At 71.3% G+C, this 22,189-nt stretch carries 17 protein-coding genes; 12 read left to right on the top strand and 5 right to left on the bottom strand.

Annotated features, from left to right (window positions below):
* The first annotated feature begins 33 nt into the window (after positions 1–33).
* From ABZ664_RS19745 to ABZ664_RS19730, 4 genes are all read left to right on the top strand, one after another.
* A complete protein-coding gene (locus ABZ664_RS19745; protein ID WP_362511391.1) occupies positions 34–2,793 on the top strand; it encodes an AAA family ATPase in 2,760 nt (919 codons plus the stop codon).
* A gap of 197 nt (positions 2,794–2,990) precedes the next feature.
* Entirely contained in the window at positions 2,991–3,131 is a 141-nt protein-coding gene (locus tag ABZ664_RS19740) for a hypothetical protein (protein ID WP_350946273.1), read from the top strand.
* Between the two features lie 259 nt (positions 3,132–3,390).
* Positions 3,391–4,806: a hypothetical protein gene (locus ABZ664_RS19735; RefSeq protein WP_362511387.1), complete on the top strand. Its 1,416-nt coding sequence runs from the start codon at positions 3,391–3,393 to the stop codon at positions 4,804–4,806.
* Positions 4,807–5,023: 217 nt separating this feature from the next.
* A complete protein-coding gene (locus tag ABZ664_RS19730) occupies positions 5,024–5,935 on the top strand; it encodes a tetratricopeptide repeat protein (RefSeq protein ID WP_362511384.1) in 912 nt (303 codons plus the stop codon).
* Positions 5,936–6,217: 282 nt separating this feature from the next.
* Here the strand turns inward: ABZ664_RS19730 and ABZ664_RS19725 are convergent, their stop codons facing one another.
* Positions 6,218–6,925, bottom strand: a complete 708-nt coding sequence (locus tag ABZ664_RS19725) for a neutral zinc metallopeptidase (protein WP_362511381.1) — start codon at positions 6,923–6,925, stop codon at positions 6,218–6,220.
* A 245-nt stretch (positions 6,926–7,170) separates the two neighbouring features.
* On the opposite strand from ABZ664_RS19725, the gene ABZ664_RS19720 reads away from it, so the two are divergent.
* A complete protein-coding gene (locus ABZ664_RS19720) occupies positions 7,171–7,989 on the top strand; it encodes a transposase (protein WP_362511378.1) in 819 nt (272 codons plus the stop codon).
* A gap of 261 nt (positions 7,990–8,250) precedes the next feature.
* Here the strand turns inward: ABZ664_RS19720 and ABZ664_RS19715 are convergent, their stop codons facing one another.
* Complete coding sequence (locus ABZ664_RS19715) at positions 8,251–9,264, bottom strand: LacI family DNA-binding transcriptional regulator (protein ID WP_362511375.1); 1,014 nt, start codon at positions 9,262–9,264, stop codon at positions 8,251–8,253.
* 396 nt (positions 9,265–9,660) lie between these two features.
* On the opposite strand from ABZ664_RS19715, the gene ABZ664_RS19710 reads away from it, so the two are divergent.
* Positions 9,661–10,521 (top strand): hypothetical protein, encoded by an 861-nt coding sequence (locus ABZ664_RS19710; protein WP_362511372.1) that lies wholly within the window; start codon positions 9,661–9,663, stop codon positions 10,519–10,521.
* A gap of 35 nt (positions 10,522–10,556) precedes the next feature.
* Here ABZ664_RS19710 and ABZ664_RS19705 read toward each other — a convergent pair whose 3' ends face one another.
* Together ABZ664_RS19705 and ABZ664_RS19700 are read right to left on the bottom strand one after the other, a co-directional pair.
* On the bottom strand, positions 10,557–12,656 hold the full coding sequence (locus tag ABZ664_RS19705) for a tetratricopeptide repeat protein (protein WP_362511369.1): 2,100 nt from the start codon (positions 12,654–12,656) through the stop codon (positions 10,557–10,559).
* 279 nt (positions 12,657–12,935) lie between these two features.
* Positions 12,936–13,982, bottom strand: coding sequence for a YihY/virulence factor BrkB family protein (locus tag ABZ664_RS19700; protein ID WP_362511366.1), 1,047 nt, complete (start codon positions 13,980–13,982; stop codon positions 12,936–12,938).
* Between ABZ664_RS19700 and ABZ664_RS19695 the strand changes: the two genes are divergently transcribed.
* Positions 13,981–14,265, top strand: coding sequence for a ferritin-like domain-containing protein (locus ABZ664_RS19695; RefSeq protein ID WP_362511363.1), 285 nt, complete (start codon positions 13,981–13,983; stop codon positions 14,263–14,265). The genes ABZ664_RS19700 and ABZ664_RS19695 overlap by 2 nt on opposite strands.
* A 101-nt stretch (positions 14,266–14,366) precedes the next feature.
* Here the strand turns inward: ABZ664_RS19695 and ABZ664_RS19690 are convergent, their stop codons facing one another.
* On the bottom strand, positions 14,367–15,455 hold the full coding sequence (locus ABZ664_RS19690; RefSeq protein ID WP_362511360.1) for a cellulose binding domain-containing protein: 1,089 nt from the start codon (positions 15,453–15,455) through the stop codon (positions 14,367–14,369).
* A 463-nt stretch (positions 15,456–15,918) separates the two neighbouring features.
* Between ABZ664_RS19690 and ABZ664_RS19685 the strand changes: the two genes are divergently transcribed.
* From ABZ664_RS19685 to ABZ664_RS19665, 5 genes are all read left to right on the top strand, one after another.
* Positions 15,919–17,736 (top strand): ABC transporter substrate-binding protein, encoded by a 1,818-nt coding sequence (locus ABZ664_RS19685; RefSeq protein ID WP_362511357.1) that lies wholly within the window; start codon positions 15,919–15,921, stop codon positions 17,734–17,736.
* The gene (locus ABZ664_RS19680; RefSeq protein WP_362511355.1) at positions 17,733–18,740 is read left to right on the top strand and encodes an ABC transporter permease; all 1,008 of its coding nucleotides are present in this window, start codon (positions 17,733–17,735) and stop codon (positions 18,738–18,740) included. Before ABZ664_RS19685 ends, ABZ664_RS19680 begins: the two co-directional genes overlap by 4 nt.
* Positions 18,741–18,834: 94 nt before the next feature.
* Complete coding sequence (locus ABZ664_RS19675; RefSeq protein WP_362511352.1) at positions 18,835–19,779, top strand: ABC transporter permease; 945 nt, start codon at positions 18,835–18,837, stop codon at positions 19,777–19,779.
* 4 nt (positions 19,780–19,783) lie between these two features.
* Positions 19,784–21,151 carry an ABC transporter ATP-binding protein gene (locus ABZ664_RS19670; protein WP_362511349.1) on the top strand — a complete coding sequence of 456 codons (1,368 nt, stop codon included), beginning with the start codon at positions 19,784–19,786 and terminating at the stop codon, positions 21,149–21,151.
* Entirely contained in the window at positions 21,148–22,158 is a 1,011-nt protein-coding gene (locus tag ABZ664_RS19665; protein WP_362511345.1) for an ABC transporter ATP-binding protein, read from the top strand. The genes ABZ664_RS19670 and ABZ664_RS19665 overlap by 4 nt, the downstream gene beginning before the upstream one ends.
* Positions 22,159–22,189 lie beyond the last annotated feature (31 nt).

Here is a 22,189-nt window from a genome sequence, read left to right as displayed (position 1 = left end):
AGAACATGTGAATCGTGAAAAGGGAGCGCTGCGTTGTACGGCAGAACCTCTCCGCTGTTCATCGGCCGGAAGCGGGAACTCGACTTTCTCGCGGAGGCGTGGAGGGAGGCCGGACGCCGTGACGCGCGGATCGTGGGTGTCCGAGGGGCGTCCGGGATCGGCAAGACCGAGCTGGTCGAGCGCTTTCTGCATACCGTGCCCGGCGTGCGGACCGTTCGCGCCTTCGGTGACGAGGACGCGCTCGCCCACCCGTGGGGCGTCCTGGAGCAGATCGCCGAGCAGTTGCCGACCCCGGTGCTCGCCAGGACGCTGGCGGGCCAGGCCGAGGCCGCCTTCATCGGCCAGGCCCTCGCGGCGGAACTCGCCGCCGCCGACGCGCTGATCGTGGTCGTCGACGACGCGCACTGCGGCGACCGGCAGTCGATGGCCGCGCTCCGCCTGGCGGCCCGGCGCCTGCGCAACGCCCAGGTCATGCTCCTGGTCGTCCACCAGGCTCCGGGGTACGCGACGGGAGCGGTGCCGGACGCGCCCCGCCTGGAACTCCACGAGGGCTGGGCCCGCATCTTCGACTCGCCACAGGGGCGCCTGCTCCAGGTCGAAGGGCTCCCCGCCGACGATCTCGTGCGGCTCGCCGTCGCGACCGGCCACGACGGGCTCACCCCCTCCGGCGCGAGAAGGCTGCACGAGCACACCGACGGCAACGCGCTGCACTCACTCCTCCTGCTGGACCAGGTGGAGATGCACTCGATCAACTTCGGCAACGGCCCGTTGCCCGCCCCTCGGGGCATGACGCAGGCCGTCGTGGCGAGGCTGGCGTCGTGTGACCGCCGTACCCGCGAGGTCGTCGGTGCGGCGGCGGTGCTCGGCCGCCGCTTCGGCCTGACCGACCTGCGAGCCCTGGCCGGCGTCGCCGACGCCACGACCCCCCTCGCGGAGGCCGTCGGCGCCGGGCTGGTGAAGGAGATCCCCGGGACGGCGGGGCAGGAGTTCGCGTTCACTACCCTGCTCGTCTGGGACGGCATCTACTACGACTCCGGCATCGAGCGCCGCCGCGCCCTGCACCGCAGCGCCGCACTGCTCGGTGGCCCCGGCGCGCTGTGGCACGGGATCGCGGCGTCCGGAGGCGGTACGGACGGCGAGCTCGCCGAGCTGGCCCAGGAGGAGGCCCGGTTCCTGCTGGCGCGGGGCAGGCTTCCCCTCGCCGCGGTGTACGCCCGCCACGCGGTGGAACTGACACCGCCGGGACCGGACAGGGTGGCCCGCCTGCTGACGGCCGTGGAGACCCTGCTGGTCTCCGGCGACGCCACCGTCGCCCGGCGCTACGAGAGCGAGATCCTCGTCGCGCCACGGGGTCCCTGGCGCGACTACGTCGCCGGCTACCAGGCACTGATCTCCGGGCGCGTCGCGGAGGCGAAGCTGCTGCTGGTCCAGGCGCTGGGCGCCGCCGAGCGCGACGGGGCGGAGAACCCGCACGCGCCCGCCGACCTGCGGGCGCGCATCGCGGCCCAGCTCGCGATCATCGGGGTGGTCGAGATCTCCTACCCCGAGATGGTCGAGTACGGCACGGCCGCCGTCGCGGCGGGCAGTCACGAGCCATGGGTGCGCGCGTTCGCCTGGTTCGCCCGGTCCCTGGGCTGGACCCTGGCCGGACGGGCCGAGGAGGCGCTGGCGTCCCTGACGGACGCCGACCTGCCGGGGTCGGTGGCCGGGCTGGACGGGCTGGTGGCCCGCGGGATGATCCGGCTGTGGACCGACGATCTCGATGGCGCGTCCGCCGACCTGCGTGACGGCGTCGCGCGGGCCACGCGCGGCGAGGCGCTGCGGGTCGGCCAGGCACTCGGTTTCCTGGGCGAGGTCGAGTACCGCCGGGGCAGGCTCGACGACGCCGTCCAGTTCACCAGGCTCGCCGTCGGTGATGCCGAGGAGAACGAGCGGGTCTGGGACTACGCGCTCCTGCACTCCTTGGCGTGTTTCCCCCAGGCGGCCAGGGGCGAGTGGGACCAGGCGCGCGAGCACGCCCGCCAGGCCGCGGAGTGGGCGCCGATCGTCGAGAGCAGGGTGAGCCTCGCCTACGCGGCGGGTGCGCGTGCGGCGATCGCCCAGGCCCAGGGGGACGCCCGGCGGCTGCTCGGCGCGGCCGAGGCCATCGAGTCGCACTACGACTCCCTGGAGCCGGGAACCCACCTGTTCGGCCCGGTCTGCGCCGACGCGCTCTCCCAGTTGGGCCGGGTCGAGGAGGCCGAGGCCGCGCTGGGCGTCTTCAGCGACAGGGCCGCCTCCAGCGGGCGCCGCTCGACCCTGATGTCCATCGCGAGGGTCAGGGGCCAGATCGCCGCGGCGAGGGGAGACCACACGGGCGCCGTACGCGAGTGCGAGGAGGCCCTCGCGCTCGCCCGCGAGGTGGGTCTGCCGATCGAGGCGGGAAGGATCGACCTGGTGATGACGCGCTCCCAGCACGCCAGGGGGCGTCACGCCGAGGCGGAACGGCTGCTTCGGCGGGCACTGGTCGCCTTCAACCGCACCGGCGCCGCGGCCTACGCCGCCCTCGCGCTGAAGACGGCCGGGGAGCTCAGGCTCTCCGTGGACGGCCCCAACGCCGCCTTCGGCAGCCTCACCGGGGCCGAGCGCGAGGTCGTGGCGATGGTCTGCGAGGGCATGACGACCCGTCAGATCGCGCAGCGGCGCTCGGTGACGATCAGTACCGTGGAGACGCAGCTGAACCGCATCTACGCGAAGCTGAACGTGACCAACCGGATCGAGCTCCGCGCCGTCCTGTCCGACCCCGGGGATTGACCGGCAGCCGGGACCGGGCACCCGGCTCGCGGGAGCGGCATACCGGCGGCGCGGCCGGGCCGGTGTGGGTGAAGCGGGCATGTCAAGGTCCGTCGTGCCATCCGTAGGGGTGGTACCTGGACGCCTTCCGCTCTCCCGGCGACTACCGTGGGCGCCGCCAGAGCGCCGGGAGAGCGGTGCCGCAGAAGGAGGCCGGAATGCGGTTGACCATCGACGTCCAGAGGACCGCCACCGGTCACATCGCCGGGACGGTCGCGTCCGACGACTCCGCGCAGCCCGTCCCCTTCCACGGTGTCATCGAGTTGGTCACCCTCCTGGAAACCCACCTGGACGGATGACCGCACGAGGGGATGCCGCGGCCCTGCGGGGCTGGAGATCGTCGTCCATGGAGTGCACGCCAGGGGGAGAACATCGGATGGGCATCACATCGCACCTCGGAAGAGGACACCGGCGCCACGGACCTGAGCCGGGCCGGGCGCACCGCCGGCCGCGGGCCGGGACGGTACCGCGGGCACTTCTCGCCGTACGGGACGCACAGAACGTGCCGGTCGTGCGTCCCGAGGGGGACGGTCGCGTGGGATCGGCCGGGGCGGTCGCGTGAACGCCACCATGACGGCCTTCGTGCCGCCGACCGACGGCGGTCACGACCTGCTGGACAACTGGATACGGCCGATCTGCGCGAGGCTGGGGATTCGCCTCGCGGTCGCTCTTCCCGGCGCAGGCCAGACCACCGCGCTCGCGGCGCAGCGGGCGTCGACCTTCGTCGTGTGGGACTGTTCGGTCGAGGGGCCGGAGGACGTCTACACGGCCTTCAACATGCGCGCCAAACTCGACCCCGGCAGCATCGTCCTCAGCCGCACCCCGCTGCCGCGCAACGTGCTGACCCGCGCCAGCCACGCCCCCGTCCACGGTGAGATTCTGGAAAACCCGGAGCTGGGCGTGTGGCTGGAGCGGCGTCTGCGCCGCGTGCTGGGCGCGGTCAGGACACCCGCGCCACGCCTGCCCGAACCTCGGGCGCACTACTGGATGTTCGACGAGCCGGCCGACTACTTCCTCAGCTTCCACGGCGAGCGCCGGCGGGAGGCGGGGGAGTGGCGCGAGGCCTTCGAGAAGGCCCACTCGGTCACCGTGCGGATGGTGTCGCCTCGCGAGTACTCCTACCCGGCCGAGGTGGTCACGCGGCAGCAGATGTGGGAGGGCGTGGCGCGGCTGATGTACGAGATCGTCACGACGGGCAGGGCGATCGTCCATCCCACCCCGGACTACTTCGCATCGTTCTGGACGGTGAGCGAGCTGCTGGCCACGCTGTGGCTGCTGCCGCGCGGTTCCACACCTCCCATGATCACCTCCGCGTACGCCGCCCGCCCCTCGGGTGGCATCCGGCGGATGGAGCACCTCACCGCCCGTGCCGTCCTGGGCGTCCCCCTCCTGAGCGACGCTCACGCCGACCGCTTCGCCAGGCTCGTCAACCACGCCGATCCGATCACCACCGTCCCGCAGGTCCGGAGACCTCTCGGGGGCGGGAGAAGAACCGTCACCGGGGTGGTGAGGAACGTCGGCCACCGCGACCCCGACCTGGCGTCCTCACGGTTCTGGGACGAGGTGCGAGTGCCCTGCCCGATCTGCGCTCCCAAGGGCAGGCGCGCGACGAAGGTCGACTGGGACCGGCACATGGACCTGTCGTGGAACGAACGGGGGGTGGACCAGTACGGCTATTTCACCGCCCGCCGCGAGGACCTCGGCGCGGGAGGGATCCGCTGCCCCGGGTGCCGTACCCACCTGCGGTTCGTCAACGACCACGGCGTCCGCACGCTCTGGACACCGGTCGCCGAAGGGGAGACGGAAAGGGAGCGGCCGGTCATCCGGCGCGACCCCGTCTGGCAGGTGCTGCCGGACGGCCCGCGGGAGGCGGAAACGCTTCCGGGGAAGAAAGGGCTCGGGGCCCTCCTCGACTTCCGGGACAGAGGGTTTCCCGCCGGGACGAGGTGGGTTTCCGCGCGAGGTCTCGTCTAGGGGCGAGAAGCCCCTCGGGGAGTCGTCACCCCCGAAATCGGAGCGTTCCAAAACAGCTGAAGATCTGGTCATCGTCACCGACGGGCTCGGTTCGATGAAAGGAGGCGAGGTGGATCCCGTTGACACCGTTCAAGTTCAAGGAGAGTTCTCATGCTCAAGGAGAAGGGATGGACGTCACCCCTTTCCGGTCCGCGGACCGGAGCACCCCGGTGAGACCGTGGTGAAGGTGGAGGACGGCGGTGCGTCCGCAGAGCGCGAGCGCCGTCGGGCCCTGTCGCTGAGCCGCCGCTCCAGCGTGCTCGGAGCGGCAGGGCGTCATGGGGAGGCGCTCGCCGCGAGCGAGGAGGCCCTCGCGGTCGTCCGGTGGCTGGCCGCGGACGACCGTGACACCTACCTTCCCGACCTGGCCCTGTGCCTGGCCGGGGCGGCGACGCGGTACGTCAGGCTGGGCCGCAGGCACGAGGCGGTCGAGGTGGGCTGCGAGGCGGTGGCCGTCAGGCGCGAGCTGGCGCTGGCGCGTCCCGACGACTACCTGCCCCATCTCGCGGGTTCGCTGAACGGCCTCGCCTGCGACCTGGGTCGCATCGGCAGGCCGGAGGCCGCCCTGGACGCCGCCCGCGAGGCGGTCGACATCTACCGGGATCTCGCCGCGCGGAACCCGGTCGCGCACGAGCCCGGTCTCGCCATGGCGCTGCACACCCTGGCCCAGCGGACGGCGTCGCTGGGGCGGCTGGAGGAGGCCGTGCTCCACAGCGCGAGAGCCGTCTCCATCCGGCGCAGGTTCGCCACGGAGAACCCGCCTGCCGGTGCGGTGGCCTTCGCCACCGCGCTGCACGGCCTCGGGTGGCTGCTCGCCGCGCTGGGCAGACGCGAGGAGGCCATCGCCGCCTACGCGGAGTCGGTGACGATCCGCCGCCGGCTCACCCTGTCGGAGGACGTCCAGGCCGCCGACCACGGCTACCTCGCCGCCGTGGCGGGGGAGTGGGCGGACCTTCTCATGGACGCGGGCCGCCTCCCGGCGGCCATGGAACCGCTGGAGATCGCCAGAGCCGCCTCCGTGCACGCCGGCGACATCGAACGGGCCGGCCGTCTGGCCGCCCTGATGGAACGTGCGAGCATCCGCGTCTGAGCCTTCGCTTCCCGTACGGAACCGGGAGGCCGGTTCCCTCGGGGAGGGGAGCGCGGTGGTGGGGGCGGGATTCGCGTCCCGCGCGGGGAGGAGGGGACTCGCGCGGGCCGGGGTCCGCGTGCGGGAGGGGAGACCCGCACGCGGACCGGGGGGTGAGCTTCACGACCCCGGCCCAGATGACCCCTCCGTCATCCGGGCCGGGGTCCTACCCGGCGGTGAGCCGGGTGCTGTGGTGGTCGTGAGCCGGGATCGTCCTCGCCCTCGTCACGCGAAGCATCCCCGTCACGCGAAGCATCCCCCCACGCCCTGGCGTGCGCCCCGGTTGAAAGCGCCCAGGCGTTGCGCGGCGGTGCCGTGGTCGCTCACGTCGGTCCAGGGGGTGTCGTCGGCGTGTGCCCGCAGGGCCGCCGCGATCTCCTCGGTGTCGCCGGTCTCGAAGAACAGGATGCCGTCCTCCGCGGCTCCGAAGAGCGTGGCTCCGGCGAGGCAGTCGGCCTGGAGTTCGAGCTGCCGGGACAGCAGGCGCTGGGGGATGCGGGCCTGGACGGCATGACCCCATTCGTGCGCGATGATCAGATAGACCCAGGCGTCGCCCTGCCGGTATCCCATTCGCATGAGGTCGACGTCCCAGGCGACGAAGTCGTAGGGCGGCCAGCAGTACAGGGCGTTGTCATCGGGAAGGGGGTATCCCCGGCATGTCGGCGTGTTGCCCCACGCGCCGTCGTACGCGCCGAGAACGCGCGGAGGCGAATACCCGCCGGGAAAGAAATCCGACCAGTGTGTCGCCCAGAAACGGTTGATGACGTACCGCGCGCTGCGGATGTCCTCGTTGATGTCGTCGAGGCTTCTCGCGGCGGAGGCACCCACCGGGATGTTCGCGCCTGTCGTGGCGGTCGCGGTGCCCGCAGTGCCCACGATGCCCGCGAGCAGCACGCCGGTGAGCAGTACGGCGAGCGCGAGGCGGGTGGTTCTCCATCGTGAAGCGGCCATGGGCTTCTCCCCCGTCGCTGGCAGCCACATACCGGATGTAATGGTCTATCGCCGGGTTTTTTCGCAGGGCAGCGTCACCATCAGTTCCTCCCGAAGAAACCGTCGTCTTCAGGCGACGGGGGAATCGGGAGCGGGAGGGCCACCCAGACCCGAGCGTGTAGTGGCCTGACGGGTTCACGCATTCCGCGTCGCCTCTTTCCGGTGTTCGATACGGTGGGAACAAAGGTTCGAGCGAGGGGGGTGTGGTGCGTAGGTCGTTGAAGTTCCTGCTGCGCCCCACCGCCCGCCAGGCCGTCGCGTTGACGGCCTGCCTGGATGATCACCGTGCCTTGTACAACGCCGCGCTGGAGCACCGCCGCACCGCCTACGCCAAGGCGAAGGCGAAGGCGAAGGCGAGCATCCGCTACGACGTGCCCGCCGAGCCTCTGCCCGCGACCGGCGCCTCCGTCGGGATCGACCTGGGCGTGGCGTCGCTGGTCACCACTTCCGACGGTGAGCACCTGGCCAACCCGCGCCACCTGGCTGCCTGCGCCGACCGTCTCGCCGCCGCCCAGCGCGACCTCGCCCGCAAGAAACGCGGCTCTGCGCGGCGCCGCAAGGCGGTGGCCCGCGTCGCCGCCCTGCACGGGACGGTCCGCCGCCAGCGCCTGGACGGCGTGCACAAGGCCGCCCTCGCGCTGGTCGGCGACTACGACGTGATCGTGCACGAGGACCTGCGGATCGCGAACCTGACCCGCTCGGCCTCCGGCACGCTCGAAGCACCGGGCAGCAACGTGGCGGCCAAGTCCGGTCTCAATCGCAGCATCCTGGACGCGGGCTGGGGGGTGTTCCTGACGATCCTGTCGCACAAGGCTGAAAGCGCCGGTCGAGAGCTGATCGCGGTGAATCCCGCCAACACCTCCCGCACGTGCACCGCCTGCGGCCACGTTGCGAAGGAGAACCGCCCCACCCAGGCCGAGTTTCACTGCCGGCGGTGCGCACACGTCGCGCACGCCGACGTGAACGCGGCCAAGAACATTCTCAGGGCAGGGCTTGCCCTTCGCGATGTCGCGCAAGCGGCTTAACGAGAAGCCGCTCCCTTCAGGGAGCGGAGGAGTCACACGAGGAAAGGTAATACAGGAGAGGCATTATCGCGAGATCATATGAAATATCGTGCTAATTCATCTCTGGATTCGATGAATTAGAGGCACGTCATAATCATCGCGAGGAGATCCCGGGCGCCCCTCCCGCGACCATGCTTCCCAAGCGGAGACGATCGCTCCCCCGACGGGGACGACGGTCCGCGACCGGGCCCGGCGGACGGCGGGAACCTGCGAGAGGTCGCGTCAGCCCGCCGGGGGAGTGGAGCTCTCGCGGATGACGAGGTCGGTGGAGAGCTCGACCCGGCGGGGCTCGGGGGACTCACCACGGGAGATGCCCAGGGCCATGCGGGCGGCGACGAAGGCCATCTCCTCCAAAGGCTGACGGACCGTGGTGAGCGGCGGCCAGGCGGACCTGGAGAGAGGAAGGTCGTCGAATCCGACGACGCTCAGGTCGTCGGGGACGCGCAACCCGCGCTGCCTGGCGACCTCGAAGACGCCGAAGGCCTGCAGGTCACAGCCGGCGAAGATGGCGGTGGGCGGGTCGGGCAGTGAGAGCAGGGTGTGGCCGTGGTCGTGGCCGGAGCCGACGAGAAAGTCGCCGTGCAGGATCAGCGCGGGGTCGACCTCGACCCCCGCCGTCTCCAGCGCGGCACGGTAGCCGTCTATGCGGGCACGGCTGCACAGCACGTCGGGCGGACCGCCGATCATGCCGATCCTGCGGTGGCCGAGCTCCAGGAGATGCCGGGTGGCGGTCAGGCCGCCCTGCCAGTTGGTCGCGCCCACCGAGGCCACCCCGGGAGCGGGCTCGCCCTCGGGATCGACGACCACGAAGGGGATCGATCGGGAGTTGAGCCGGTCGTAGCGCTGCGCCGAGAGGTGGGAGCCGACGATGATCACACCGTCGGTGCGGCGGGCGGCCAGCCGGTCGAGCCAGTCGCGACCGGGGCCCGCGTGGGTGTGCAGGACGGAGATGACGATGCTGGCCCCTGCCTCCGCGGCCGCCTTCTCGGCCCCGCGGACGAGCTCCATCGCCCACGGGCTCTCCAACTCGGCGAAGATCAGGTCGATCAGGCCCGCCGGGCCGTCGGAACCGGTCGTGCGCCGGATGTAGCCGTGCTCGCGCAGCAGCCGCTCGACCCGCTTGCGGGTCTCGGGCGACACCTCGGCCCTGCCGTTGATCACCTTCGAGACCGTCGGTGCGGAGACACCTGCCTCCTCGGCGATGCGGGCGATCGTCACCCGGGGCTTACCTGGCATGCCCGGCAGCATATCCGAAACCTTTCGGAGTGCGGCCGGTGGCCTGGGAATACGCTTCTTCGTCTCCTAACGGACTCTCGCGCGATACCCCTCCGGAGCCTGATCGTTATCGGAGGGTGGAAAATTTTTGTGACGGCCGGAAATATTCTTCGCCGCCGTCGGGCGGCCGGGCCGATCGGGCGAGCCGGACGCGGCACAGGGCCCGTGCCTGCAGGAGCCGGTCGACGTGGTCGCCCTGCGCGAACAGGGGCATGGCACAGGGCCTGCGCCCGCAGGAGCCGGTCGCGCCGCGCTGTCACCGTCCGGCTTCCCCTTCGGCGACAGTTATTTACTTACCACAAGGAAGAGAGGATTCTTTTTATATAGTTTCATACAGGCTTGGAAGGGAGATCCGGCATGGCTGGGGATGAGGTCACGCGGTTGCGTGCCCTGCGGGCGAAGATGGACGGCACCTATGGCGAGGCCGGATGGCGCCAGGAGCTCACCCAGGCGATCCTGCGCCGGTGCGCGGACGAGAATTTCCCGGGCACCGCGAGCCGGACGGATCTCGACGAGGCGGCCGAACACGCGGGCTGGCTCCTCGCCCACGACTGCGACCAATGGTCCTTCGCCCTGGTGGGACGGGTGCACGAGATCCGCTGGGAGGAGTTCGGGGATCCCGCCGATCGCGACGTCGCCATCACCATGCTCTGTGAGGCGGACGACCTTCGCGAGGAGAACGCCTGGTTCAGCGCCGCCGACCACGAGGCCCTCGCCGAGCTGCTGCTGAGCCGCCACGCGGACCGGGGCGTGCCCTACGACCTGGACCTCGCGGTAGACAGGCTCAGGGCGGCCCTGCGCGAGTGCGACGACAGGTGGTCGGCCCTCTATCTGCGCTACCGGCTGGGCACGACGCTGGCTCTGCGCGCCACCCGGCCGGGGGCGGGCACCGATCTCGGCGAGGCCGTCGCCCTGCTCGAAGACGTGCTTCCCCACCTGCCGGAGGGCGACCCGGCCACACACCAGGCGACGTTCGCCCTGGGCGGGCTCCTGCGGAGCAGGGGGATCGCCAACGGCAGCGCCGCCGACCTGGAGCGGGCGGCGGGGCACTTCGGCCTGTTCCTGGAGGCCGTTTCCGACGACGACCCGCTCTGGCCCAAGGCGGCGGACGACCTGGCCAGCACGCTCACCCACCTTGGCCGACCCGCTGGGTCCAGCCGTGGGGAAAGGCGAGTCCACCGTACGGGGTCGCGTGGCACCCGTCGTGGAGAACCGTGACCGACGGGTCCACCGGACAGGCCGGGACGGCACGGTCAGTCATCCTCCCACAGGCGGTCCTCCGGGGTGCTTGACGTGGGCTCGCCAACCCGCGCGGCCACGGACCGGGCCTCGGCCAGCAGCGGGTGCCCGTCGCCCAGGGGCGGGCGGCCGTGAGCCAGCGGGCGGCGGTCGAGCAGGGGGGCAAGCAGGGGCGCCACCTCCTCCACCTTTCCCGAGCCCATCCGGCACAGCGCGAGTTCCAGGCGCCCGGCGAGAACCAGCGGGTGTGAGGCGTCCAGCACGTCCTCTCCCATGGCGACGAGCGCCGCGCTCGTGGCCTCCGCCTCGTCCTCCAGGCCGAGGGCGTACGCGGCACGGGCGGCGAGCAGCAGCCGCTCGGCCTGGCCGGGGAAGTCGTCGTCCATGTCGCGCTCGTCCTTCGCGAGGGAGGCGAGCACCCGCGCCGCCCCGGCCGCGTCGCCCAGGGCCAGCTGCGCGGCGGCCTGGGCGCGACGCACCGGTCGTTCGGCCGGGAGCGTACGCAGGGCGGCGAGCGCTTGGGCGGGCTCGCCCGAGGCGGTGAGGGCCATGGCGCGGACCAGCGTCGCCTCGGCGCCCAGCCGGGGTGAGACCTGCCGGGCGAACCACTCCGTGGTGACGGTGACCCCGGTGAGCAGCCGCACCGCCTGTGCGGGGAACCCCGAGGTCAGCTCGATCTCCGCCAGAAGCACCGTGTCGTACTGGGGCCAGTAGCCCTCGGGCGGCAGGTGCTGCGTCCGCAGCCGGAGCGCCTCGGTCAGGTGGTGACGCGCCTGCGCGGGCTGGCCCGCCGCGAGCAGGGCCTCGGCGAGGGTCACCCTGGCCGAGGCGGTGTTGACGTTGTCGGGACCGAGGCGCTGCTCGCGGTCGGCGAGCGTCGCCTCGGCCAGGGTCACGCCGGTGACGATCCGGCCCGCGCGGGAGGCGGCCCTGGCCATCGCCTGCCGGGTGAGCGTGAACCCCCGCCACGCCGGGGCGACCCCGGTGGCGGGGACACCTTTGACGCGCTGCTCGCTCACCTTCGTCAGCTCGCGCAGGCCCTCGCAGGGACGGCCGGCCTCCACCAGCACCTCCGCGAGGTTGTGCCGGGCCCGCGCGCCGAGCGACGTCGCGTCCGCGGAGGCGGGAAGCTCGCCCGCCACCCGCAGCGACCGCTCGAAGCACGACCTCGCGCCCGGCAGGTCGCCCAGGCGCAGCAGGGCGATGCCCTGCCTGCTGGTCACGTCGCACAGGGTGCGCGGGTCGAAGTCACCGGCCGCCAGCAGGTCGGCCAGCTCGCCGCCGACCTCCGCCGCCCGCGCCAGCAGAGGGCTGCCGTCGAGCAGCACCTGCAGGACCACCTCCAGAGCACGGCTCCTGGCACGGCCGCCGGAGTCCATCCGCTCGGTGAGCTCGGCGGACCGTTCGGCGGTGTGCAGCCGCTCGGCCCACTCCCCGGCCAGTGGGAACAGGTCGCGGGCGAACCAGTGCGCGCAGAGCGCGGTCGCCTGGTGCTCCACCGCTCCCTCGGGGTCGTCGGCCATCGACCGGAAGGCGAGTTCGGACAGGCGCTCGGCACTCGCCGCGGCCCACCCCGCGGACGGGACGGCGACCGTGAGCGCGGCGAGCTCCAGCCGGGGCTCCAGAAATCGCGCGTACGCGGTGACGCGGCCCTCCCACCCCGTGGCGGCGGTGGCGCCGTAGACCTCCGCCGTCTCCCACACCGGCTGATTCTGCCCGGCCGACGGGCGCTTCTCGGAGGTGGAGATGTCACCGATGCCCAGGCGCACCTGGGCCAGCATGAGGCGCTCCACCTGGTGAAAGCGCGCCACCCTGCGCAGTGCCGCCGTGACCAGGCGCTGCGCGTCGAGCAGGGAGCGCGGCGGCTCGGGCGCGACGTCGCCCGAGGTGAACTCGTCGAAGGCGTGCTTGACCGCGAGGGCCACCAGCACCCGCCGGCTCCTGACCTCGTTGTACAGCCAGACGGCGCTGCGGCCCCTGTCGCCCTCGGTGCCCCGCGGCAGCCGGACCCGCTCGGCGACGTCCTCGGCCCTCACCTGGTGGTAGTCGCCGCCCCGGAAGGCGTCGGCCGATGCCGCCGCGATGGCCGCGAGCCTGCGTTCCTGTGCCGACACCCTCGCTCCCTTCGGATCCGCACATGAATATATCTCACTATGGTTGAGGAGGCTCTTGATTGATGAGTTGACTATCGCAGTGGGCATCCCGATGTCACGCCTGGCATTGCAGATCACGCTCGGGCATCCGGAGACGCCGCCACATGGGGCACCGTGGGAGCGGCGAGATCCCCAGGTGATCGCGTGGTGCCCCGGACGAGGCCGGAGTGGGGCGAGAGGGCGGAGCGGCCGGTCGTCGTGAAACGGGTCGCCTACGGACGGGCCTCTACGGACGGGCCTTTACGAGCGGGGGCGCCCGTTCCCGGATTCCCGCCGGCGCCCGCGCAGGGCTCCCACGAGCGTCCTGGCGATCGTGACGGCCGCCGTACCCGCCGCGCCGACCAGGGGTTCTCGCTCCTCGGCCGCGGTGGGGCCGGGGTCGGGATGTACGGGATCCGCCCGCCCGGCGCGGACGGCCTCCAGTTGCGCGGCGAACGCCAGCCCCAGGAAGAGGGCGATCGAGCTGAGAAACGACCACAGCAGCAGCGCCATGACGGCCGTGAGCGGTCCGTACGTGGCACCGAAGGTGCCGCTGCTCTCGGTGTAGAAGGCGAGCAGGAGGGTGAAGACCGTCCACAGGACGAGCGAGACCAGGGCGCCGAACGCCAGCCAGGTGTGGCCGGGCTGTCTCCTGCGCGGCGCGGCGCGGAACAACACCGAGGTCGACAGCAATGCGAGGAGGAAGCCGAGCGGCCAGCGCACCAGGTCGAACGCCTCCCTGGCGCCGTCGCTCCAGTCGTAGACCTGCGCCAGGGCCCTGCCGATGGCGCCGCCTCCGACCATCACCACGAAACCGGCGGTCATGAAGGCGCCGGCCGTCAGCGCCATCAGCAGGGCCCTGCCGTACTTGCGGTGGAAGGGGCGGTCCCGCTCTACGCCGTAGATGCGGTTCGCCCCCCGCTCCACCTGGGCCATGGCGCTGGTCAGCGAGGAAACGGCGGTGGCCAGGCCGAGCCAGAGCGCGATGGCACCCCCGGTACGGCCCGCCTGCCGGTGGCTGTCGGAGAGCACGTCCTTGACCGCCTCCACCCCCGCCCCCGGTGCGAGCTTGCTCAGGACCAGCTCCAGCACCTCGCCGGGATGCTCCTGCTTGATCACCGAGCTCAGCCCGACCAGCGCGATCGCGCCGGGGATGATCGACAGGCAGATCTGGAACGCCAGGGCCCTGGCGTTGGTCATGCCCTCGCCGTATCTGAACCTGCTGAAGGAGTCGCGGACCAGATGCCAGCGGCCGTATTCGCGCAGGGCGGCCCAGGCGTGGTCGGCCGAGAGCTCTTCACCGTTCATGGTCCGCGTCTGCGGGACCTTCGTCCCCGAGACGCTGGCGGCGCGCTCGCACGCCGAGTACGACGACAGCCTCGACCTGATCGAGATGGTCAAGGAGGACCTGGTCGCGGAGCGGATCGCGATCGCCTCCTATACGGAGATCGTCAACTGGCTCGGCAACGACGACGTGACGACCAGGCGCGTCTTCGAGGACCTGCTGGCGCAGGAAGAGGAGCACGCCGACGATCTGAAGAGCCTGCTGGAGAGGCTTCCCGGCGCCCTGAGCCAGGGCCGGGACGCGTAGGGCGCGAACACGAGCGGGCACCCGAGGCCGGGGACCCGCTCGTGTTCGCGCCGGTCGGCGTCCTGCGCGGCCCCTCGCGAGGGGCCGCGGGGGCCCGCCGGTCAGTCGGCCGTACAGGACACCTCGGGGACGGGGGAGCCCGGCCCCGAGGCGAGGAAGCCGAAGACCGTGGTCGCGCCCGGTGCCAGGGAGCCGTTCCAGGCGGCGTTCCGCGCCGAGACGGCGACTCCCGGCTGGGTCACGGTCGCGTTCCACGCCTGGTTGATCTGCCGCCCGGTGAACGTCCAGTTCGCCGTCCAGCCGTTGATGGCCACCAGGCCGGTGTTCTTGACGGTCACCTCGCCCTGGAAGCCGCCCGACCACTGGTTGGCCGTCCGGTAGACGGCGGTGCAACCACCGCCCGCCGTGGGAGTGACGGTCGGCGTCGGAGTGATCGTCGGGGTCGGGGTGGTGGTCGGCCCGGAGCCGAGCAGGGCGGCCAGCGCGGGGAACCACCGGTCGGCGATCTTCTGGTCGCCCGACGCGTTGGGGTGTACCCCGTCGTAGGTGTCGTAGCCGGTGGTGAAGCCCGTCCACTGGTCGACCACGATCACCGGTGACCGCGCGGTGGTCTTGCTCGCGGCCCATCCGGGAATCGCCGCGTTGAGCGCGGTGACCCGCTGCGCGCACTCACCGCACGTGCCGGGGTTCATCGGGATGATCTGGGCGACGAGGACCTTCATGTCGGGGTTGCTCGCCCGCATCTGGTCCACCAGCTTGCCGTACGCGGACAGGATGGTGGCGGTCGGGCGGTTGCTCCAGACGTCGTTGGTGCCGAAGTGCATCATCACGATGTCGGGTCTGGTCGCCGAGAGCCAGCCGGGAAGCTGGTTCTGGTCGGCGACGTTGGTGACCAGCGCCCCGCCGTGTCCCTCGTTGTCCCCGTCGTGCGCGACGCCGCAGCCCTGGGGCGGCAGGGTGCCGACGAAGTCGATGCCGGTGTGCCCCGCGTTCACGAGGCGGTTCCACAGGAGGGCGCGCCAGCATCCGGGGGAGCCGGTGATGGAGTCCCCGAGTGCCATGATCCTGGTGGCCGCCGCCTGTGCGGGGACCGCGGTGCCCGCCAGCAGGAGTCCCAGGGTCACGACCGCCGCCATCGCGGTCGCCAGAACCGTGAGAATCGTGCCGCCTCCGCGTGCCGTTCTTCGCATCTTCTGCTCCCGCCTCGGTCTCGCCTGGCTGCGGGCCGATGCTAGGTGTCCCGGGCGGGGGGCCGGAAGCCATCCGTATCCGCAGGGCCCTGACCTGCGCGATCCTCGCCGAGAGGGTGTAACTTTCACCCCGCTCTGGTGTCTCGCGGCCTGCTGTGTCCTTCGTGCCTTCCGGGCGGGGCCGTGTCCGGGGCCGCTGGGCGGCCTCACGCCCCGGTGAGATCGCCCCCCCTCCCCACGCGGGCCGGATCTTCGCCGTGCGGACCGGATCGCCCGCTCCACACGGGGCCGACGATGATCGGCGCGGGGTGAAGCCTCGGCGGGCAGCCGGTGAAGGAAAGCTACAGAGAGCATCACAAGAGTGGAGATAATTGACGCCGACGGCAGGGCGAACGTATTGTCCGGACAACGCCACACCTCGGTATTAGTGCCCTGACCTCGAAGAACACCCAACGGAGCGTTCATGAAGCGACTAGCAGCGGCAGCGGTCTCCCTCTGCCTCGCAGCCGCCACCGCGGCGTGCGGCGGCAACACAGCCGACTCCGCCAGCTCCGCCGGTGAGGTCTTCACCACGATCGACGCGCTCAAGCCGGGCATCGACGCGAACGCGCCGGTCAACCCGTACAACCCCAAGGGCAACGCCTTCCGGGGATTCAACGCCGAGTGGCTCGGGTGGACCAAGAATCACCTGACCGATCCGAACCGGTTCTACCCGGGGGTCGCACAGAGCTGGGAGATCCCCTCCGACCAGTCCTCGATCACCCTCAAACTCCGCCCGGACGGCAAGTGGTCCGACGGCGAGCCGATCACCGCGGAGGACGTGAGGTTCTCCATCGGCCTGGCCTACACCCAGGGTGGCACCGCCTACGCCCTCGACCCCTCCGCGGCCGGTACGGCCTCCGACATCAAGATCGTGGACGATCGGACTATCAAGATCACCCAGGCGGCGAAGAACCCGAGTTCCTCCTTCGTCCGCAGCGTCATGGAGACCGTCATCGTCCCGGAACACGTCTGGCGCGGTGTGCTGCCCGCCGACTTCTGGCAGAAGCTGAAGCTCGCGCAGAGCGACGCCCCCGGTGCGGAGGTGGCACGGGCGGGGATCACCAGCCTTGCGGACAAGGTGATCTCCTTCGCCCCGCCCAGGGACGTCTCGGCCGGGCCGTTCGTGCTGAAGCGCGTCAACCCGGGCGAGGCGCTGCTGGTCAAGAACGAGAACTTCTACAACGCGGCCAACGTCGCCGCCGACCAGGTGCGCATCCTCAACTACACCGGCAACGAGCAGGTCTGGAACTATCTGGTCTCCGGCAGGCTGGACAACGCGCCGTTCACCGCGGTCCCCGCGGGGGTGATGCGGCGGATCACCGAGACCCCGGGAAACACCATCGTGAGGGGATACTCGCCGGTCAGCATGGGACTCGCGTTCAACCAGTCCAGGAAGCCCTACGACAACGTGCACGTACGCCGGGCACTGGCGTACCTGATCGACCGTGCGCAGGTCACCAAGGTCGCCTCCCCCGAGGGTGGCGCCGCCTCGGTCACCACCTCCGGCCTGCACGAGGAGGCCGCGAAGGCGTGGCTGGGCGACGGCCTCGCCGCTCTGGACCCCTACCGGCACGACCCCGCCAGGGCCGAGAGCGAGCTGCGGGCCGCGGGGATGAGAAAGGTCGACGGCAGGTGGACGATGCCCGACGGCAGCCCCTGGAAGATGACCATCAACGTGCCCGCCTCCTTCTCCGACTGGCTGGCGGGCGCCAAGGCCGTCACCAGCCAGCTCAACGACGCCGGGATCGACGCGGAGGTCGTCACCACCGCCGACTACCCGCTCTACCTGGAGGAGATGGCGGCAGGGAAGTACGACCTCGGCTTCTGGCTGGTGGCGCTCGGCCCGGCTCCGTACAACATCTTCCAGCGCCTGTACGGCGCGCAGAACGGCTGGCAGCTCTTCGGCGGCAGGCTCAAGCACGTAGCCCCCGGCACGGAGGGCAACTGGATGGGCGGCGCCGAGATCATCGACGTCAAGGGCGTGGGCAGGGTCAATCCCGGCGAGCTGGCGGTGAAGCTGAACTCCGTGCCCGAGGCGGAGCAGCGGGGGATCGTCTCGACCCTCGCCAGGACCGCCAACCAGGACCTCCCGGTGATTCAGCTGTGGGACTACGTCAACACCCAGGTCGTCAACACCACCCGCTTCACCGGATTCCCCGGCGACGACAGCGACGCGCTGCGCCTTACCTCCGGGGTCTGGCTCCAGCTGGGCATGATCAAGAGGAAGAGCCAGATATGAGGGTCATCGCACGCCGCCTCGCGGGCCACCTCGTCCGTGGGCTCGCCATGATCCTGGTGGTCACCACGATCAGCTTCGTGATCATCAGGAACATCCCCGGGGACCCCATGCGGGCCCGCTACGAGAAGCTGGTCGAGCAGGGCATGTCGCCGGACCAGGCCGAACGCGCCGTCGCGGTGCTGTACGGGTTCATGCCGAAGGGCACGATGTGGGAGCAGTACGTCGACTACATGAGAGGTCTGCTCCACCTCGACCTCGGCCAGTCGCTGAGCGTTCCCGGCGCGGAGGTGACCACCCTGCTCGCCTCGGCGGCGACGTGGACGATCCTGCCGGTGCTCATCGGAACCCTGCTCAGCTTCGCGGTCGGCATCATCCTGGGCGTCTACGCGGCGATCAAGCGGTCGAGCAAGCTGGGGGACATCCTGGCCGTCTCGGGCTCGCTGCTGCACGGCCTGCCGCAGTACGTCCTCGCGCTGCTGCTGAGCGCGGTCTTCACGACACTGCTGCCGATCTTCCCCGCGAGCGGCACGGCGGACGTCACGCTCGAACCCGGCCTCAACGCCCCCTACATCGGCTCGCTGATCCAGTACGCCACGCTGCCGATCCTCACCTACGCGCTGGCCGGATACGGGGGCTGGATCCTGGCGATGAAGTCGAGCGTGGTCACCGTGCTGGGCGACGACTTCATCCTCGCCGCCGAGCTGCGCGGCATGAAGCGCGGCGTCATCTTCCGCTACGTGGCGCGCAACGCGATCCTGCCGCTGTTCACCATCCTCGCGCTCTCGCTGGGTCTGCTGTTCGGCGGCGCGATCTTCATCGAGCGAATCTTCACCTACCCGGGGCTCGGCCTGTTGCTGCTCAACAGCATCACCGACCGCGACTACGCGCTGATGGGCGGGGCCTTCCTGCTGATCACCGTGGCGATCGTCATCGCGAACATCGTCGCCGACATGCTCTACACCGCCATCGATCCACGGGTCCGTTCCGGACAGGAGGCGTCATGACCGGACGAATCAAGGGAGCCGCGGGAAACCGCCTCTCCGGCACGCGGGCGGCGGATCTCACGAGCCCGTACACCCGCACCGCGGGGGTGATCGCGTGACGGCACCGGTCATCACGGGTGGCGCCCCCGGCGCCCCCGGCACCCCGGGGACTCCGGGGATCTCCGGCACCCGCGCGACGCTGCGGCGCAACTTCCGGCGCGGCGTCTGGCGGGTCCTGCGGCGCAAGCCCAGCCGGATCGTGGGCGTGGCGATCCTGGCCATGTTCGCGTTCATGGGGATCTTCGGGCCACTGCTCTACCCCGCGCGGCTGCCGCGCGACGACAACGCGCTCTACGCCGCGCCGAGCCTCGCGCACCCCTTCGGCACCGACTTCGAGGGCACGGACGTGCTCGCCCTGGTGGTCACCGGCGCCCGGTACGTCCTGCTGACCGCGCTGGTCACCGCCGTGATCACGGTGGCCGTCGGCACCGCCGTCGGGCTCTTCGCGGGGTTCCGGCGCGGACGCTGGGACTCCGTGCTCATGCGGATCACCGACATGAAGCTCACCATCCCCGCCCTCCCGCTGCTGCTCGTCCTGTCGACCGTCTGGAAGTTCACCAGCGCGCTCGAGATGGGCCTGGTGCTCGGACTCCTCGGCTGGGGCGGTGTGGCGCGCGCCGTGCGGGCGCAGACCCTCTCGCTGCGCGAGCGCGGCTTCATCGAGGCGGCCAGAGGGCTCGGTCTGTCCGGCAGGCACATCGTCGGCAGGGAACTGCTGCCCAGCATGGCTCCCTTCATCGCGATGAACATGCTCATCGCGGTGACCGGCGCGGTGTACGCGCAGGTGGGCCTGTTCTTCCTGGGGGTCCTGCCGTTCGACGCCAACAACTGGGGCGTGATGCTCAACCTCGCCGTGTTCGGCGGCGGCGCGCTGACGACGACCACCGCGCTGCCGTACATGCTGGCGCCGCTGTTGGCGATCCTGCTGCTCACCCTGGGCATCGTCCTCGTCGTCGACGCCATGGACGAGATCTTCAACCCCCGGCTGCGGGAGGACTGAACAGATGTTCGCACGTTCGGAGAAGGTGTCCGTGACACCCGGCGAGCGGCTGGCCGCCGCCGTGAGAACCCTGAGCGCCCGGCGCACCCGGGGTGCCCGGAACCCGGAGGGCACCGAGGGCACCGCGAGCGCCGCGAGCGCCCAAGGCGCGGCGAACTCCCGCGAGGCGGGAAGGAGCGGCCCGCCCGGGGTGCGCGTCGACGACCTGTCCGTCGTCTACCGGACGTCGGCGGGAGAACTGCCCGCCGTGTCGGGGATCGACATCGAGTTGACGCCGGGGACGATCACCGGGGTGGTCGGCGAGTCGGGGTCGGGCAAGTCCACCCTGGCGCTGTCGCTGCTGAACGCGGTCCAGCCTCCCGGCAGGATCCGCTCGGGCCGCGTGGAGATCGACGGGCTCGGCAACGTCGTGGAGTTGCGGGGCGACGATCTGCGCAGGGCGCGGGGACGGCACATCGGGTACGTCTTCCAGGCGGCCCAGAACTCCCTCAACCCACTCAAGACGGTCGGCAAGCAACTCCTCGACCTGGGCCGTTCGCACGACATCCAGGATCTGAGGGAGCTGGTCAGGGACGCCAAGGACCTGCTCGGCAGGATGGGCCTGGACGGCGCGCGCGTGCTCGACTCCCACCAGCACGAGCTGTCCGGCGGGATGCGCCAGCGGGTCGGCATCATGTTCGCGCTGGTGCTCAACGCCCATCTCGTCGTGCTGGACGAGCCCACGACCGCGCTCGACATGATCAGCCAGGCCACGATCCTGCGGATCATCAGGGAGGTCCACGAGGAGCGCGGGCTCACCACGCTCGTCATCACCCACGACCTCGGCGTGGTGGCCGAGGTCGCCGACCGGCTGGCCGTCATGTACGGCGGGCGCGTGGTGGAGCAGGGACCGACCACCGAGGTGCTCGGCGCACCCCGCCACCCCTACACCCAGGGCCTGATCCGCGCCATCCCGCGCCTGGTCGGCGACATCGGGGAGGCGAGGGCACTGCCCGGCCGTCCGCCGACGCTTGGGACCGTCCCGTCGAGGGGATGCGTCTTCAGGGAACGTTGTGAGCTGCGCATGGACGTCTGCGAGACCGAGGAGCCGCCCGCCGTCACGCGCGGCGATTGGATCGTGGCCTGCCACGCCGTCGCCGCCCGCCACGCGGACGAGGACGACGAGGACGCGAACGCCGCGCGCACCGCGCACCGGACCGGCGACGGAGCCGTCGCGCACGCCGCGAACGGGACGGACGGCGGCGCCGGGAACGGGACGAAGAACGGGAACGAGGCCGCGAACACGAACGGGAACGCCCACGAGGACCGGGACGCGGTTTCGCGGGGGGCCGGAAGGTCCGCCGGGACACACGGGGCGAGGGAGAAAGCGTGATCACTGGACAGGGAGTCACGAAGACCTTCAAGCAGCGGGGCGGCATACTCGCCGGCCGGGAGGTGAAGGCGCTGCGCGGCGTCGACTTCGCCATCCCCAAGGGCGGGGCGGTGTCGTTCATCGGGGAGTCGGGCTGCGGCAAGACGACGCTGGGGCGGATCATCGCCGGACTGGAGAGCTACGACTCCGGAGAGATCGTCATCGACGGCACGCCCATGTCGTCGCTGCGCCCGAGGCAGCGCCAGCCCCACTTCCGCAGGATCCAGCTCATCCACCAGGACCCGTACTCGGCGCTCAACCCGACCCGCACGGTGCACCAGACGCTGGACGCGCCGCTGGCACTGCGAGCCGCGCAGACCGGCCGATCACGCTCGTGGGCGGACGGACGCGCCCAGGAACTGCTGGAACTGGTCGGTCTCGACCCCGGCTACGTGCTGCCGCGCTACCCCCACCAGCTCTCCGGCGGTATGCGCCAGCGGGTCGTCATCGCCCGTGCCCTCACCGTCGACCCCGAGATGCTCGTCGCCGACGAGGCCGTCTCCATGATCGACGTATCGCTGCGGCTGGGCATCCTCGCCCTGCTCAAGGACCTTCGCGAACGCCTCGGGGTGAGCGTGCTGTTCATCACCCACGACGTGGCGACCGCGCGCTACATCGGCGACGACGGCGAGCTGTACGTCATCTACCGGGGGCAGGTCGTCGAGCGTGGCCACGTCGAGACGATCATCTCCGCCCCGGTGCACCCGTACACCCAGTCGTTGCTGTCGGCCATCCCCGTGCTGCACGGCCTGGAGCGGCCGGGCGAGGAGCCGGTGACGCCGACCGGGGCGCTCGACGAGAGCCGCCTCGACGAGGGATGCCTGTTCGCCCGGCGCTGCCCGTTCCGTACCGGCCGCTGCGAGTCCGAGCACCCGCTGCTCGGCCACGGCGGCGGTACGCCCCAGGAGCACGCCTGCTTCCACCCCGCTCCACGCAACGTCGTCGCGATGCCGGTCGGTCACCCGTGAACCCGCTGAGAAAGAGACCCGGGGCGGGGCC

It is taken from the genome of Streptosporangium sp. NPDC006930 (assembly GCF_040635605.1).
In the GTDB taxonomy this organism is placed as follows: Bacteria; Actinomycetota; Actinomycetes; order Streptosporangiales; family Streptosporangiaceae; genus Streptosporangium.
The sequence above is the reverse complement of the archived record's forward strand: the minus strand, read 5'-3'. Positions and strand labels throughout refer to the sequence as shown.